8 protein-coding genes are annotated in these 13,832 nt (G+C 70.1%); 5 read left to right on the forward strand and 3 right to left on the reverse strand.

Features of this window, described 5'->3' with window-relative positions; all coding sequences use genetic code 11:
- Nucleotides 1-88 precede the first annotated feature (88 nt).
- From KHC27_RS11445 to KHC27_RS11460, 4 genes are all read left to right on the forward strand, one after another.
- Nucleotides 89-3,400 carry a transglutaminase family protein gene (locus tag KHC27_RS11445; protein ID WP_213339116.1) on the forward strand — a complete coding sequence of 1,104 codons (3,312 nt, stop codon included), beginning with the start codon at nucleotides 89-91 and terminating at the stop codon, nucleotides 3,398-3,400.
- Nucleotides 3,401-3,623: 223 nt separating this feature from the next.
- The gene (locus tag KHC27_RS11450) at nucleotides 3,624-6,137 is read left to right on the forward strand and encodes a circularly permuted type 2 ATP-grasp protein (protein ID WP_213339118.1); all 2,514 of its coding nucleotides are present in this window, start codon (nucleotides 3,624-3,626) and stop codon (nucleotides 6,135-6,137) included.
- The gene (locus tag KHC27_RS11455) at nucleotides 6,134-7,063 is read left to right on the forward strand and encodes a transglutaminase family protein (protein WP_213339120.1); all 930 of its coding nucleotides are present in this window, start codon (nucleotides 6,134-6,136) and stop codon (nucleotides 7,061-7,063) included. The genes KHC27_RS11450 and KHC27_RS11455 overlap by 4 nt, the downstream gene beginning before the upstream one ends.
- Before the next feature lie 116 nt (nucleotides 7,064-7,179).
- Complete coding sequence (locus KHC27_RS11460; RefSeq protein WP_213339121.1) at nucleotides 7,180-8,547, forward strand: AmpG family muropeptide MFS transporter; 1,368 nt, start codon at nucleotides 7,180-7,182, stop codon at nucleotides 8,545-8,547.
- Between the two features lie 10 nt (nucleotides 8,548-8,557).
- Here the strand turns inward: KHC27_RS11460 and recR are convergent, their stop codons facing one another.
- Nucleotides 8,558-9,163, reverse strand: coding sequence for a recombination mediator RecR (gene recR, locus KHC27_RS11465; RefSeq protein ID WP_213339127.1), 606 nt, complete (start codon nucleotides 9,161-9,163; stop codon nucleotides 8,558-8,560).
- A 131-nt stretch (nucleotides 9,164-9,294) separates the two neighbouring features.
- Here recR and KHC27_RS11470 point away from each other — a divergent pair, with 131 nt between their 5' ends.
- A complete protein-coding gene (locus KHC27_RS11470; RefSeq protein WP_213339128.1) occupies nucleotides 9,295-10,770 on the forward strand; it encodes a sodium:proton antiporter in 1,476 nt (491 codons plus the stop codon).
- A gap of 45 nt (nucleotides 10,771-10,815) precedes the next feature.
- Here KHC27_RS11470 and treY read toward each other — a convergent pair whose 3' ends face one another.
- A complete protein-coding gene (gene treY, locus KHC27_RS11475; protein ID WP_213339131.1) occupies nucleotides 10,816-13,404 on the reverse strand; it encodes a malto-oligosyltrehalose synthase in 2,589 nt (862 codons plus the stop codon).
- Nucleotides 13,401-13,772, reverse strand: coding sequence for a DUF3459 domain-containing protein (locus KHC27_RS11480; protein WP_213339138.1), 372 nt, complete (start codon nucleotides 13,770-13,772; stop codon nucleotides 13,401-13,403). Before KHC27_RS11480 ends, treY begins: the two co-directional genes overlap by 4 nt.
- Nucleotides 13,773-13,832 lie beyond the last annotated feature (60 nt).

The raw sequence follows: 13,832 nt of genomic DNA on the forward strand, positions 1-13,832 counted from the left end.
CGCGCAAACGAGCGCTCGTCCCCGGCCGGCCGCCCGCTTAAAGTCAGACTTTGCGCGTGGCGTTGCCAGCAGTCTCCAGTGGGTGTCCATGACGATCTTTGCCAGCCTCCACCACGTCACCTCGTACACGTACGACAAGCCGGTCACGCTCGGCCCGCAGATCATCCGGCTCCGGCCGGCGCCGCACTGCCGCACCCCGGTGAAGAGCTACGCGCTGAAGGTCACGCCCTCGAACCACTTCGTGAACTGGCAGCAGGACCCCTTCGGCAACTGGATGGCGCGCTACGTCTTCCCGGAGCCGACGACGGAGTTCCGCGTCGAGGTCGATCTCGTCGCGGACATGACCGTCTACAACCCGTTCGACTTCTTCATCGAGGAATTCGCGGAGACGCTGCCCTTCGCCTATCCCGCCGACCTCGCCAAGGAACTGATCCCCTATCTCGAAGCGGAAGAAGGCGGGCCGCTGCTCGACGCCTATGTCGAGAAGGCGCGGCCGAAGGGCGAGGTCGCCACCGTCGACTTCCTCGTGAACCTCAACCAGCAGCTCCAGCAGGATGTCAGCTACCTCATCCGCATGGAGCCCGGCGTCCAGAAGCCGGACGAGACGCTGGCCCTCGCCGCCGGCTCCTGCCGCGATTCCGGCTGGCTTCTGGTGCAGATCCTGCGCCGGCTTGGCCTCGCGGCGCGGTTCGTGTCGGGCTATCTCATCCAGCTCAAGCCGGACGTGAAGGCGCTGGACGGCCCCACCGGCACGGAGGTGGACTTCACCGACCTGCACGCCTGGTGCGAGGTCTACCTGCCCGGCGCCGGCTGGATCGGCCTCGACCCCACCTCCGGCCTGCTCTGCGGCGAGAGCCACCTGCCGCTCTGCGCCACCCCGAACTATGTGTCCTCCGCGCCCATCACCGGCTCCTACGCCGCCGCCGAGGGAACCAAGACCGAGTTCGACTTCGTGATGGAGGTGCGCCGCGTCGCCGAGAAGCCGCGCGTGACCCTGCCCTTCTCGGACGAGGCCTGGGCGGCGCTGGACGCGCTCGGCGACCGGGTGGACGCGGACCTCGCGGCGCAGGATGTGCGCCTCACCATGGGCGGCGAGCCCACCTTCATCTCGATCGACGACTATCAGGGCGCGGAGTGGAACACCTCCGCGGTCGGCCCGACCAAGCGCATGCGCGCCGACGATCTGGTTCGACGCCTGCGCAAGCGCTTCGCACCCGGCGGCATGCTGCATTACGGCCAGGGCAAATGGTATCCCGGCGAGAGCCTGCCGCGCTGGACCTTCTCGCTCTACTGGCGCAAGGACGGCAAGCCGATCTGGCGCGACCCCGAGCTGATCGCGCGGGAGAGCTATTCCAGCGCCAGCATCGCCGGGGCCGAGGCTTTCACCAGCACGCTCGCCACCCGGCTCGGCCTCGCCGCCGATTTCGCCCAGCCGGCCTTCGAGGATCCCGCCCACTGGATTCTCAAGGAGGCGGATTTGCCCGCCAATGTCGACCCGCTGGATTCCAAGATCGAGGACCCGGAGGCCCGGGCCCGCATGGCGCGGGTGTTCGAGCGTGGCCTCGGCCGGCCGAGCGGCTATGTGCTGCCGGTGCAGCGCTGGCAGTCGCGCTCCAAGCGCGGCTGGGTCAGCGAGAAATGGCAGTTCCGCCGGGGCCGGCTGTTCCTGGTGCCGGGCGATTCGCCGGTTGGCTACCGGCTGCCGCTCGCGACCCTGCCGTGGGTGCCGCCGGCCGCCTACCCCTATGTGAATCCCGCCGACCCCATGACCATCAGCGGGGACCTGCCGGACGCCGAGACCCTGCACCAGCTCTACCGCCGCACCGGCACGGACGACCCTGCCTCCGAGCAGGTCAGCCAGGTTCTCACCGGCACCGGCGCCGTACGCACCGCGCTCTCGGTGGAGCCGCGCGACGGCCGCCTCTGCGTGTTCATGCCGCCGACCGAGCGCCTTGAGGACTATCTCGAACTGCTCGCCGCCGTCGAGGTCACCGCGGCGGACCTCAAGATGCCGGTGCATATCGAGGGCTACACCCCCCCGGTGGACCCGCGGCTCAACGTCATCCGCGTTGCACCCGATCCCGGCGTGATCGAGGTGAACGTCCATCCCGCCTCGAACTGGAAGACCTGTGTCGAGATCACCCGCGACCTCTATGAGGAGGCGCGGCTCTCCCGGCTGGGAACCGAGAAGTTCATGGTCGACGGCCGCCACACCGGTACCGGAGGCGGCAACCATGTGGTGGTCGGCGGTGCTATGCCCGCGGACAGCCCGTTCCTGCGCCGGCCCGACCTGCTCAAGAGCCTCATCACCTACTGGCAGCGCCACCCCGCCTTGTCCTATCTGTTCTCCGGCCTGTTCATCGGCCCGACCAGCCAGGCGCCGCGGGTGGACGAGGCCCGGCACGATTCGCTCTATGAGCTGGAAATCGCGATGGCCAATGTGCCGTCGCCCGGCCAGGGCTACCCGCCGCCGCCATGGCTGGTGGACCGGCTGTTCCGCAACCTGCTCACGGATGTCACTGGCAACACCCATCGCTCCGAAATCTGCATCGACAAGCTGTTCTCGCCGGACGGGCCGACCGGCCGGCTCGGCCTCGTCGAGTTCCGCTCGTTCGAGATGCCGCCGGACTGGCGCATGAGCCTCGCCCAGCAGCTCCTGCTGCGCGCGCTGATCGCCTGGTTCTGGCGCGAGCCGCAGGCGGGCAAGCTGGTGCGCTGGGGCACCGCGCTGGCCGACCGCTTCATGCTGCCGCACTTCGTCTGGGCCGACTTCATGGACGTCGTCGCCGATCTCGGCCGCGCCGGCTATCGGGTCGATCCGCTGTGGTTCGAGGCGCAGCGCGAGTTCCGCTTCCCGTATTACGGCCAGGTGGAGCATGGCGGGGTCTCTCTGGAGATTCGCCAGGCCCTGGAGCCCTGGAACGTGATGGGTGAGGAAGGCGCGCTCGGCGGCACGGTCCGCTACGTCGATTCCTCGGTCGAACGCCTTCAGGTGAAGGTCGAGGGTCTCAACCCCACCCGTCACGTCGTCGCCTGCAACGGCCGGCGCCTGCCGCTGACGCCCACCGGCCGGTTCGGTGAATACGTCGCGGGCGTGCGCTACAAGGCGTGGCAGCCAGCCTCCGGGCTGCACCCGACCATTCCGGTGCAGGCCCCGCTCACCTTCGACATCGTCGACCTGTGGTCGAACCGCTCGCTCGGCGGTTGCGTCTACCATGTCGCCCATCCCGGCGGGCGCAACTACGACACCTTCCCGGTGAACTCCTATGAAGCGCAGGCGCGCCGCCTCGCCCGCTTCCAGGCCCATGGCCACACCCCGGGCTATCTCTTCGTGCCGCCGGAAGAGCCGACGGCCGAGTTCCCGACAACGCTCGACCTGCGCCGTCCCACAGGGATCTGAGCCGCAACCGGACCGGGCAGCAAAAGCCCCGCGACAGCCTGAAGGCGCAGCCTGTCGCGGCGCCCGTCCCCGGCGGGCAGCTCCCCCGCAGGGGATCGGGCGGCCCCGTCGTCCCCCGATTTTTGCGGGATGCAGCCGCTGGGCGCTTTCGCGCGGCGCAATCGAGCGTCTAGTTTGGGCAGGGCTACCGGAAAGGCAGCCCGAAGGTGGACTGGTGCAGGACATGCCGGGAAGCATCGATCAGCAGGCGCGTGCGCGCCGCTTCGAGGCAGAAGCCGTCGAGGCCCTGCTCGCCGGCTATCGCCCGCTGCCCGGCGTGTATGACGAGATGGTCGACGCCGAAGGCCGGCCGCGCGACCACTGGACCCCCATGCTCGCGGCTCTGGCGGAGATGGGCGCCGAGGAGGTCGAGCGCCGCTTCACCGCCGCCGACCGCCACCTTCACCGCTCCGGCGTGTTCTACCGCGTCTATGACGATCCCAGCGGCGGCGAGCGCCCTTGGCCGCTGTCCCATCTGCCGCTCGTCATCGGCGCGGCGGAGTGGCGCGATCTCGCGCGCGGCCTGGTCCAGCGCGCGCAACTGCTGGAGGCGGTGCTCGCCGACCTCTATGGCGAGGGCGGGCTCGTGCGCTCCGGTGCCATGCCCGCGGCGGCGGTGGCGGGAAGCCCGGAGTTCCTCCGCCCGCTGAAGGGCGTTGATCCCCATGGCGGCAGCTTCCTGAAGCTCTACGCCGCCGATCTCGGCCGCGCGCCGGACGGGCGCTGGTGGGTGCTCTCCGACCGCACCCAGTCGCCCTCCGGCGCCGGCTACGCGCTGGAAAACCGCATCGCCGTGGCCCGCGCCCTGCCGGACCTCGCCCGCACGCTCAATGTCGTGCGGCTGGCCGGCTTCTTCCAGTCGCTGCGCGCCAGCCTCACCCGGCTGGACCGCTCCGGCGAAGGCCGGGTCGGCCTGCTCACCCCCGGCCCCCTCAACGAAACCTATTTCGAGCACGCCTATCTCGCCCGCTATCTCGGCTTCGTTCTGCTGGAGGGCGAGGACCTCACCGTCCGCGACAATGCGGTCTATGTCCGCACCGTCGCCGGACTGAAGCGGGCGGACGTGCTGCTGCGTCGCCTCGACGCGGATTTCGCCGACCCGCTGGAGCTGAACTCCCGGTCGCGGCTCGGCGTGCCCGGGCTGGTGCAGGCGGTCCGCGCCGGCGGCGTGGCAATGGTCAACGCGCTCGGCTCCGGGCTGGTCGAGGCCCCGGCGATGATGAGCTTTCTGCCCAAGATCGGCCCTGAGGTCCTGGGCGAGACGCTGCGGCTACCGAACATCGCGACCTGGTGGTGCGGGCAGCAGGCCGAGCGCGAGACCGTGCTCGGCGCGCTCGACGACCTCGTCGTGGCCCCCGCCTTCGGCCGCACCATGCCGGGACTGATGGCCCAGGGGGCGCGGCTGGGCGCCGACCTGAAGCTGATGGAGCGGATCGAGCTGGAGCACGCCATCCGCTCGCGTGGCGTGGATTTCGTGGGTCAGGAGGCGGTGCACCTCTCGACCATGCCGGTGTGGCGCCAGGGGCGGCTGGAGCCTCGCCCCTTCATCCTGCGTATCTTCCTCGCCGCGACCGAAGAGGGCTGGCAGGTGATGCCGGGCGGTTTCTGCCGGGTATCCGACAGCAGCGATTCCCGCGCGGTCACCATGCAGCGCGGCGGGCGCTCCGCCGATGTGTGGGTGCTGGATGAAGGCCCGGTGGAGCAGACGACCCTGCTGCCCGCCGTCGGCCGGGTCGATGTGCGGCGCCAGACCGGGCCGCTGCCCAGCCGGGCGGCCGACAATTTCTTCTGGCTCGGCCGCTATGTCGAGCGCGCCGAGGCCACGCTGCGGCTGGTGCGCACCCTGGCCGGACGACTGTCCTCCTCGACCGAGGGGGGCGGCGGCTCGGTCGGCCGGCTGCTGGGCCTGCTCGACAACTGGGGGGCGGTGCCTGCGGACATGTCCCGGGCCCGGCCGGCGCGCTTCGCCATCGCCGCCCTCACCCGCCGCGACCTCGGCGGCGCGCTTCCCGGCCTCATCGAGGCCGCCCGCAACACCGCATCGGTCATCCGCGACCGGCTTTCGCCGGACGCCTGGCGGACCCTCGCCGATCTCGCCGTCGCCATGGGCGAGCCGGTGCCGCTGGCCGCCGCCGAGCCGGAGGTCTATGAGCGGGCCGACCGCTCATTGCGGGCGCTGGCGGCGTTTTCCGGCCTTGCCTCGGAAAACATGAACCGGCTCTCCGGCTGGCGCTTCCTTGACCTCGGGCGCCGGATCGAGCGTGCCATCGCCACCTGCCGCTTCACCCGGGCGCTGGTCAGCGAGACCACCCAGGCCGGCACGCTCGACGTGCTGCTGGAGCTGTGCGACAGCCAGATCACCTACCGCTCGCGCTATGTGATGGTGGAAGCCCACGCGCCGGTGGTGGACCTTGTGCTGCTGGACCCGGTGAACCCGCGCTCGCTCGCCTTCCAGATCGACCGCATCGCCGAGCATCTCGAGGATCTGCCCGGCCATGGCGGCGACGAGCCGCCCAAGCCCGAGGAGCGGCTCGCCGCCCGCCTCGCCGCGGCGATGAAGGCGCATGAGCCCGATGATTTCGATGGGGAGCGGCTCCTGAAGATCGAGCACCAGCTCATGGAACTCTCCAACGACATTTCCGAGCGCTATTTCATCCACCGTTCGCCTGTGGAAACGCCCTGGGAGCAGCTGGCGTGAAGTACGACATCCACCAGACCACGGCCTATGGCTATGCCTATCCGGTGCCGGTGGCGCGCCACGTTGTGCGCATGGTGCCGGTCGACCGGCCACGCCAGCGGGTGGTGGCGAGCCGCTTCACGGTGGAGCCGGAGCCGGTGGAATGGACCGAGAGCTTCGATTTCTTTGGTAATCGCGTCGCTCATATCCGCATCGAGAGCGCCCATACCAGCTTCACCGTCCGCACCCAAGCCCGCGTCGAGGTGGATCCCGCCGACCTGCCGGACCCTGAGGCGACGCCGGCCTGGGAGGCGATCCGCCAGAGTGTTGCGGAAAGCCTCGACCTCGGCCCGGATTCCCCCGTGCACCACATCTTCCCGAGCCCGCTGGTGCGCATATGCGAGGAGATCACGGTCTGGACCGCCGAAAGCTTCCCCGCCGGGCGGGCGGTTCTGGACGGCGCGGTGGACCTGATGGAGCGGCTGCACCGCGAATTCACCTATGATTCCAAGGCAACCGAGGTGACCACGCCGCCCGAGGAAGCCTTCGCGATGCGTCGCGGGGTCTGCCAGGACTTCGCCCACATCATGATTGCCGGCCTGCGCGGCCTCGGTCTGCCCGCCGCCTATGTCAGCGGCTTCCTGCGCACCGAGCCGCCACCCGGCAAGGAACGGCTCCAGGGCGCCGACGCCACCCATGCCTGGCTCGCCATCTGGTGCGGGACGCAGTCCGGATGGCAGGGGCTCGACCCCACGAATGCCCTGCGGGTCTCCACCGACCATGTCGTGCTCGCGCTGGGGCGGGACTATTCCGACGTCGCGCCGGTCGGCGGCGTGCTGGTGGGGTCCGGCCGGCAGAAGCTGCGGGTGGAGGTCGACGTGGTGCCGATCCTCGACCCGCCGGCGGCGCCGGCGAAGCCGGACAGGGCCCGCCGCCCCCCGGCCTGAGCGCGGCTGATGTCCTCAAGACGCTTGAGAGCGCCGAAGCAGGGAGTGCTCGCGGGGCGACAGGCCGGACCGGAGCGGCTACAGGATTCGGAGATGCACCGGACGGGCGATTCGCGATGACCGACACCACCCGATCGAGCGGGCCGGCACCGGGCGATGCCGCGCCGGGCGGCGGCCTTCTCGCCGGACTGGCGGTGTATCTGCGCCCACGCGTCCTCGCCATCCTGCTGCTCGGCTTTTCCTCCGGCCTGCCGCTGGCGCTGACCAGCTCAACGTTCCTCATCTGGATGCGCGAGGCCGGCGTCGACCTCACCACCATCGGCCTGTTCGCCCTGGTGGGCACGCCCTACGCGATCAAGTTTCTCTGGGCCCCGGTGGTGGACGCACTGCCGGTGCCGCTGCTGACGCGGTGGCTGGGACGGCGTCGGGGCTGGCTGGTGTTCGCTCAGCTTCTGCTGGCAGGCGCCATCTGCCTGCTGGCGAGCGTGGATCCGCGCGCCACGCCGGGGCTGGTCGCGCTCGCCGCCCTGCTGGTGGCCGCAGCCTCCGCGACGCAGGATATCGTGATCGACGCCTACCGCATCGAGCGGCTTGACGCATCCGAGCAGGCGGCCGGGCAAGCCGCCTATGTCTTCGCCTACCGGATGGGCATGCTGGTCTCGACCGCGGGAGCGCTGTTCCTCGTCAGCGGACTGCAGGAGGGCTTCGGCCTCGATGCCGCATCGGCCTGGCGCTGGGGCTACCTCGCCATGGCCGGCTGCATCGGGCTGGGCATCGTCACCGCGTTGTGCTCGGGCGAACCGGCGCTGCCAGCCGGGCGCGAGGCCGCCGAGGCCCCCATGAAGCGGATGCTGCACACGGCGATCAGCGCCTTTACCGAGTTTCTCGGCCAGCGGCAGGCCATCGCCATCCTCGCCTTCGTGGTGCTGTACAAGTTCTGCGACGCCTTCGCCGGCGCCATGACCGCGCCTTTCGTGATCGATCTCGGCTTCACCCGCACCGACTACGCCGCCATCGTGAAGGGGCTTGGGCTCGGCGCCACGCTGGTCGGCGGCATCGTCGGGGGCATGGCGGCGCGGGCGGTGCCGCTCGTGACCATGCTGTGGATCGGCGCCATCCTCCAGAGCGGCTCGAACCTCGCCTTCGCCTGGCTCGCCACACGGGGCCATGATTACGGCGCCCTTTCGATCGCCATCGTGGCCGAGAACTTCACCGGCGCGATCGGCACGGTGATCTTCGTGGCCTATCTCTCCGCCCTCTGCCGCAACCCGCTGCACACGGCGACGCAATATGCCCTGCTCACCGCGCTGGCGGCGACGGGGCGCACCTATCTCTCCGCCTCGGCCGGCTATGTCGCGACGGAGCTGGGGTGGTTCTGGTTCTTCGCCGGCTCGCTGCTCACCGCCGTGCCGAGCCTGCTGCTGCTCGCCGTCCTTCAGGCGAAGGGGCATTTCCGCGCGCTGGCCGCCGACGCGAAGAGCTGAGCACCCTTGTTCAGAAGGTCGAGCGGGCACGGAACGCGGCGGCCAGCGTTCCCTCGTCGAGATAGTCGAGTTCCCCGCCCACCGGCACGCCATGGGCGAGGCGGGTGACCTTCACGCCGCTCTCGCGGAGCAGGTCGGTTATGTAGTGGGCCGTGGTCTGGCCATCCACGGTGGCGCCAAGCGCCAGCAAAACCTCGCTGACCCCCGGCTCCGCCGCCCGGCGGGCCAGCGACTCGAGGTTGAGGTCGTCGGGCCCCACCCCGTCGAGGGGGGAGAGCGTGCCACCGAGCACGTGGTAGCGCGCATTCAGCGCCCCGGAGCGCTCCAGCGCCCAGAGATCGGCGACATCCGCCACCACCACGAGCAGAGAAGCATCCCGGGTCGGATCGGTGCAGACCGTGCAGGGGTTGCGGACGTCGATATTGCCGCAGACCCGGCAGGTTTCGATCCGCGCCAGCGCCTCGCCCATGGCGCCGGCAAGCGGCGCCATCAGCGCCTCGCGCTTCTTGATGAGGTGCAGCGCCGCGCGGCGGGCCGAGCGCGGGCCGAGCCCGGGCACGCGGGCGAGGAGCTGGATCAGGCGTTCGATCTCGGGACCGGCGACGGCACGGGACATGGCGTTCCTCGTCAGCAGAGGCTGCGGTGTAGCGCACCGCGACGTGAGGCGCCAATGCCCGGTTTTGCTCGACACCGCCCCTCCGCTGGGGCAAGCAAGGCCGTCCCATGTCGCAACAGAAGGATGCGTGCATGCCGCGCCCGACGAATCCCCGTATCCGCCGCGCCGCCTCGCATCTTGTCCGCCTCCTGCTCCCACCTCTCCTCCTCGTCGCCGCGGCGGCACCGGCTGACGCGGCGACGCCGGGGACGGGAATCGGGGGCGCCGGGCTGTCGCTGCTCTGGGGCCTGCCCTTTGCCGGCATGCTGTTGTCCATCGCGCTGATGCCGCTGGTGGCCGGCACGTTCTGGCATCACCATTACGGCAAGGTCGCCCTGTTCTGGGGCGCGGCCTTCGCGCTGCCCTTCGTCGTCGCCTTCGGCCCCGATGTGGCGGTCTATGAAATCGCTCACGCGGCGGTGCTGGAATACATCCCCTTCATCATCCTGCTCTTCACCCTGTTCACCATTTCCGGCGGCATCCTGCTGACGGGAAACCTGCGCGGCACCCCGGGGGTGAACACCGGCTTTCTCGCCATCGGCGCGGCGCTGGCCAGTCTCATCGGCACCACCGGCGCCTCGATGGTGCTGATCCGGCCGCTGCTGCGGGCCAACGATCACCGCCGCCATAACGTCCACACCGTGGTATTCTTTATCTTCCTGGTGTCGAACATCGGGGGATCGCTGACCCCGCTCGGCGACCCCCCGCTGTTTCTCGGCTTCCTGAAGGGTGTCAGCTTCTTCTGGACCACCGAGCATCTCGCCCACGACACGCTGCTGCTGGTCGCGATCCTGCTGACGGCGTTCTACCTGCTCGACCGGTATTTCCACGCCCGCGAGGAGGTGCTGCCGGACCTGCCGGACCCAACGCCCGACACCCAGACCGATCCGCCGCTCGGCCTGCGCGGCCGGCGCAACCTGCCGCTGCTCGGCGGCGTGATCGGCGCCATCCTGCTCAGCGCGCTGTGGAAGCCGGGCATCGCCTTCGACGTGTTCGGCACCCATGTGGAGCTGCCCTCGCTGGCCCGCGACGTGCTGCTGCTGGCGCTGGCCGGCGTCTCCCTCGCCATCACCCCCGCCTACATCCGCGAGCGCAACGGCTTTGACTGGGAGCCGATCCGCGAGGTGGCCAAGCTGTTCGCGGCCATCTTCCTCACCATCATCCCAGTTATCGCCATCCTGAAGGCCGGCGCCGCCGGTCCGCTCGCCGGACTGGTCGCGCTGGTGACCGACCCGGCCGGCGAGCCGATCGTGGCCGGCTATTTCTGGCTGACCGGCATCCTCTCGGCCTTCCTCGATAACGCCCCCACCTATCTCGTCTTCTTCAATCTCGCGGGCGGCGACGCCAACGACCTGATGACCACCCACGCGCTGACGCTGGAGGCGATCTCGGCGGGCGCGGTGTTCATGGGCGCGCTGACCTATATCGGCAACGCACCCAATTTCATGGTGCTCGCCATCGCCCGCTCGCGCGGCGTGAAGATGCCGAGCTTCTTCGGCTACATGGCCTGGTCCGGCTTCTTCCTGCTGCCGTGCTTCGCCCTGCTGACGTGGCTCTACTTCATCTAGGGCACGACCCGAACGAGGCGCTCGACGTCCCCGCGCGGGTGGACGTCAGCGGCGCACCAGCACCAGCCAGGGCTCCTCCGGGTCGAGTTCCGGCTCGTCAGGCCGCCAGGAAGTCCCATCGAGCCGCAGCCAGCCCGCACCGAGGTCGGTCGCAAGATCGATCCGGGGCGGCGCACCCACCTCCACTGGCACGCGGGTCGGCACCACCACCGCCAGCGCATCCCGCGCCGACCGGCGGACAAAGCCGAACCAGCGCCACGGACTCGGCCCGAAGGCCAGCGGTTCGTAACCGCCGGACGGCGCGAGGCAGGCGAGTTCGCCCCGCAGGGCCAGCACGTCGCGGGTGATCGCCAGCTTGGCGGCATCCTCCGGCTCCGCCCCGTCCGGCGGCCCCTGGAGAGCGGCGAGACGCTGATTGAAATCGACCGGCCGGCGATTGTCGGGATCGACCAGAGAGAAGTCGCGAAACTCCGTGCCCTGATAGATATCGGGGGTGCCCGGCAGGGACAGTTGCAACAGCGTCTGCGCCAGCCCGAAAATCCGCGTCGGCTCGGCCAGCCGGGCGATCAGCAGGGCGAGGGCGGCGCGGTAGGGCTCGGCTTCCGGCGCCTCGATCAGGCTGCGGGCAAAGCCGAGGGTCGCGTCTTCGTAAGCCTCGTCGGGGGTTTCCCAGTTGCTGTGGCGCTTGGCTTCGCGGAGCGCCTTGGTGAGGTAGCCTTCCATTCGCTCGGCCGAGATCGGCCAGGCCGCGACAAGCGTCTGATGGACGATCCAGGCGTCGAGGTCGTCCGGCATCGGCCCACCCGCCCCCTCCCGACGCAAAGGGCGGGTGAAGGCGTCGATGGAGCCGAGAAAATCGGGAAAGGCCTCCGGCGCCAGCGACAGCGCGTTGAGGCGGGCTCGTGTGTCCGGCCCGCGCTTGGTGTCGTGGGTGGCAAGCGGAATGAGGTCGATCGCCCCCACCCGCGCCCGCTCGGCAAAAAGGGTGTGCACCACGTCCGGCTCGCGCGCGGGGAGGCGGAGGTCGCCGCCCACCTCGTTGACGGAGAGCAGGGCCGGGTTGCGGTACAGCTCCGTGTCCTCGAACCCCTTGGCCATGGCTGGACCGGTGAGCTGCTGGAAGCGGGTGCGGAAACGATGGCCGTCTTCGTCCCGCGGGTTGGCGAGGTGGTCGAGCAGCAGGGCCGCGGCCTTGACCGTGAGGGGGTCCTCCTGCGCCTCGATCCCGGCGCGCGCCGCCTGCCACACCGCGACGTCGGCTTCGCCATGGCCCTGGGTGGTGGCGTAGGAGCGATAGACCGGGAAATGCGCGACGAGGGCGATCAACCCGCGTCGCAGGGCCGCCGGGCTCATGTCGGCGGCGTCCACGGCGTCGGCGAGGGCATCATGGGCGAGCTCGGCAAGAGCCTTGATCTCGTTGAGAAAGCTGCGCTCCAGCACATCCTTCTTGGCAGCGGCGAGACGCTGTTCCGGGCTGCCGGCGACGAGATTGGCGCCGCGCAGATGGGCATCCAGCTCGGCATAGCCGGCGGGATCGACGAACAGGCCGTTGATGTCGTTGAGACGCTCATAGCCGGTGGTGCCATCGATCGGCCAGTCGGCCGGAAGCTGCTCGCCGTGTTCCAGAATCTTCTCGACGAAAAGCGGCACCCCCGCCCCCACCGCTGCGCGCAGGCGACGGCAATAGCCGGCGGGATCGACAAGACCGTCGATGTGGTCGATGCGCAGGCCGTCGACCACTCCCTCCTTCACCAGCGCTACCGGCAGGCGGTGCACCAGATCGAAGACCTGCGGGTCCTCGACCCGCACGCCGACGAGGTCGTTGATGTTGAAGAAGCGGCGGTAGTTGAGTTCGTCGGAGGCGATGCGCCACCATGCCAGCCGCCAATGCTGGTCGCCGAGGATCGCCGGCAGGTGCGCTGCGGCCAGCGCCTCCTCCACCGCCGCACGGCCGGTGGCGTTGAGGTCCTGCAAGGTAGAACGCGCCGTTGCGATGGCCGCGGCATCGACGGCGACGCCCGCAAGGCCGGCCCACAGCCGCGCCGCATGCTCCAGCCTCGCTGCCTCCGCGCCGGCTCGCTCCGCGGCGGCGCCCAGCAGGACCGCGACCGTGCCGGGAGCGAGCGGAAAGCTCTTCTCGCCATAGGTGTCGGCCACCAGCCGGCCCAGCGTCCAGTCCGCGGCGAGGGCAACATGCCCGGCCGCCAGCGCGTCGCTGAGGCTGTCGCCGAGCACCGGCAGCAACAGCCGGCCGGCGCTCCAGTCGATGTCGAACAGCCGGGCCGCCGGCCCGTCAGGGCCGAATTCCAGGGCCTCCATCCAGTAGGGGTTGTGGCTGGAGGCCGCCATGTGGTTGGGCACGATGTCGAGGATGAGCCCGATGCCCTCGGCCGCGAGCGCCCCGGCCATGCGGCGGAAACCGGCCTCCCCGCCGAGATCGGGACTGATCTGGGCGGGATCGGTCATGTCATAGCCGTGCGTCGACCCGGGCACGGCGGCAAACACCGGCGAGGCATAGGCGTGGCTGATGCCGAGGCGGGCGAGGTAGGGCGCCAGCGCCTCCGCGGCGGCGAAGGGGAAGCCCCGGTGGAACTGGAACCGGTAGGTCGCGCGCAGCGGGCGGGAGCGATTCATCGGGCGTCGCTCCACACCATGGCCGAGAACGGATCAATCTGGCAGGGCACGCCGGCCTCGACGGTGCCGACGAAAGCCGCGGGTGCTTCGGGCGGGCGCTCCGCACCGAACGGGCCATGCGCGTTCGCCGGGCTATCGGTAGGATTGACCATCATCACCAGAGAGCCCGCCTCGAACCGCCAGACGACAGAGACCACCTGGTCCTCCTGCCGCTGCTCGGCCCCGAGGAAACCGCTCGCCGCCAGCGGCCACACCAGCCGCGCCCGTGCGGCGGCGAGATCGCGAAACGCCTGCAGCTCCGCCCGTGCGGCGGGGGTTTTGAACAGCTCGGCAGAGAGTTTCGCCGACCGGAAGGTCGCCTCCGCCATCGGGTTGCGGATTCCGACGTAACCGGCCACCTATTCCAATCATTATCCGGCCACCGTTCC

The organism is Ancylobacter lacus (genome assembly GCF_018390635.1).
Classification (GTDB): domain Bacteria; phylum Pseudomonadota; class Alphaproteobacteria; order Rhizobiales; family Xanthobacteraceae; genus Ancylobacter; species Ancylobacter lacus.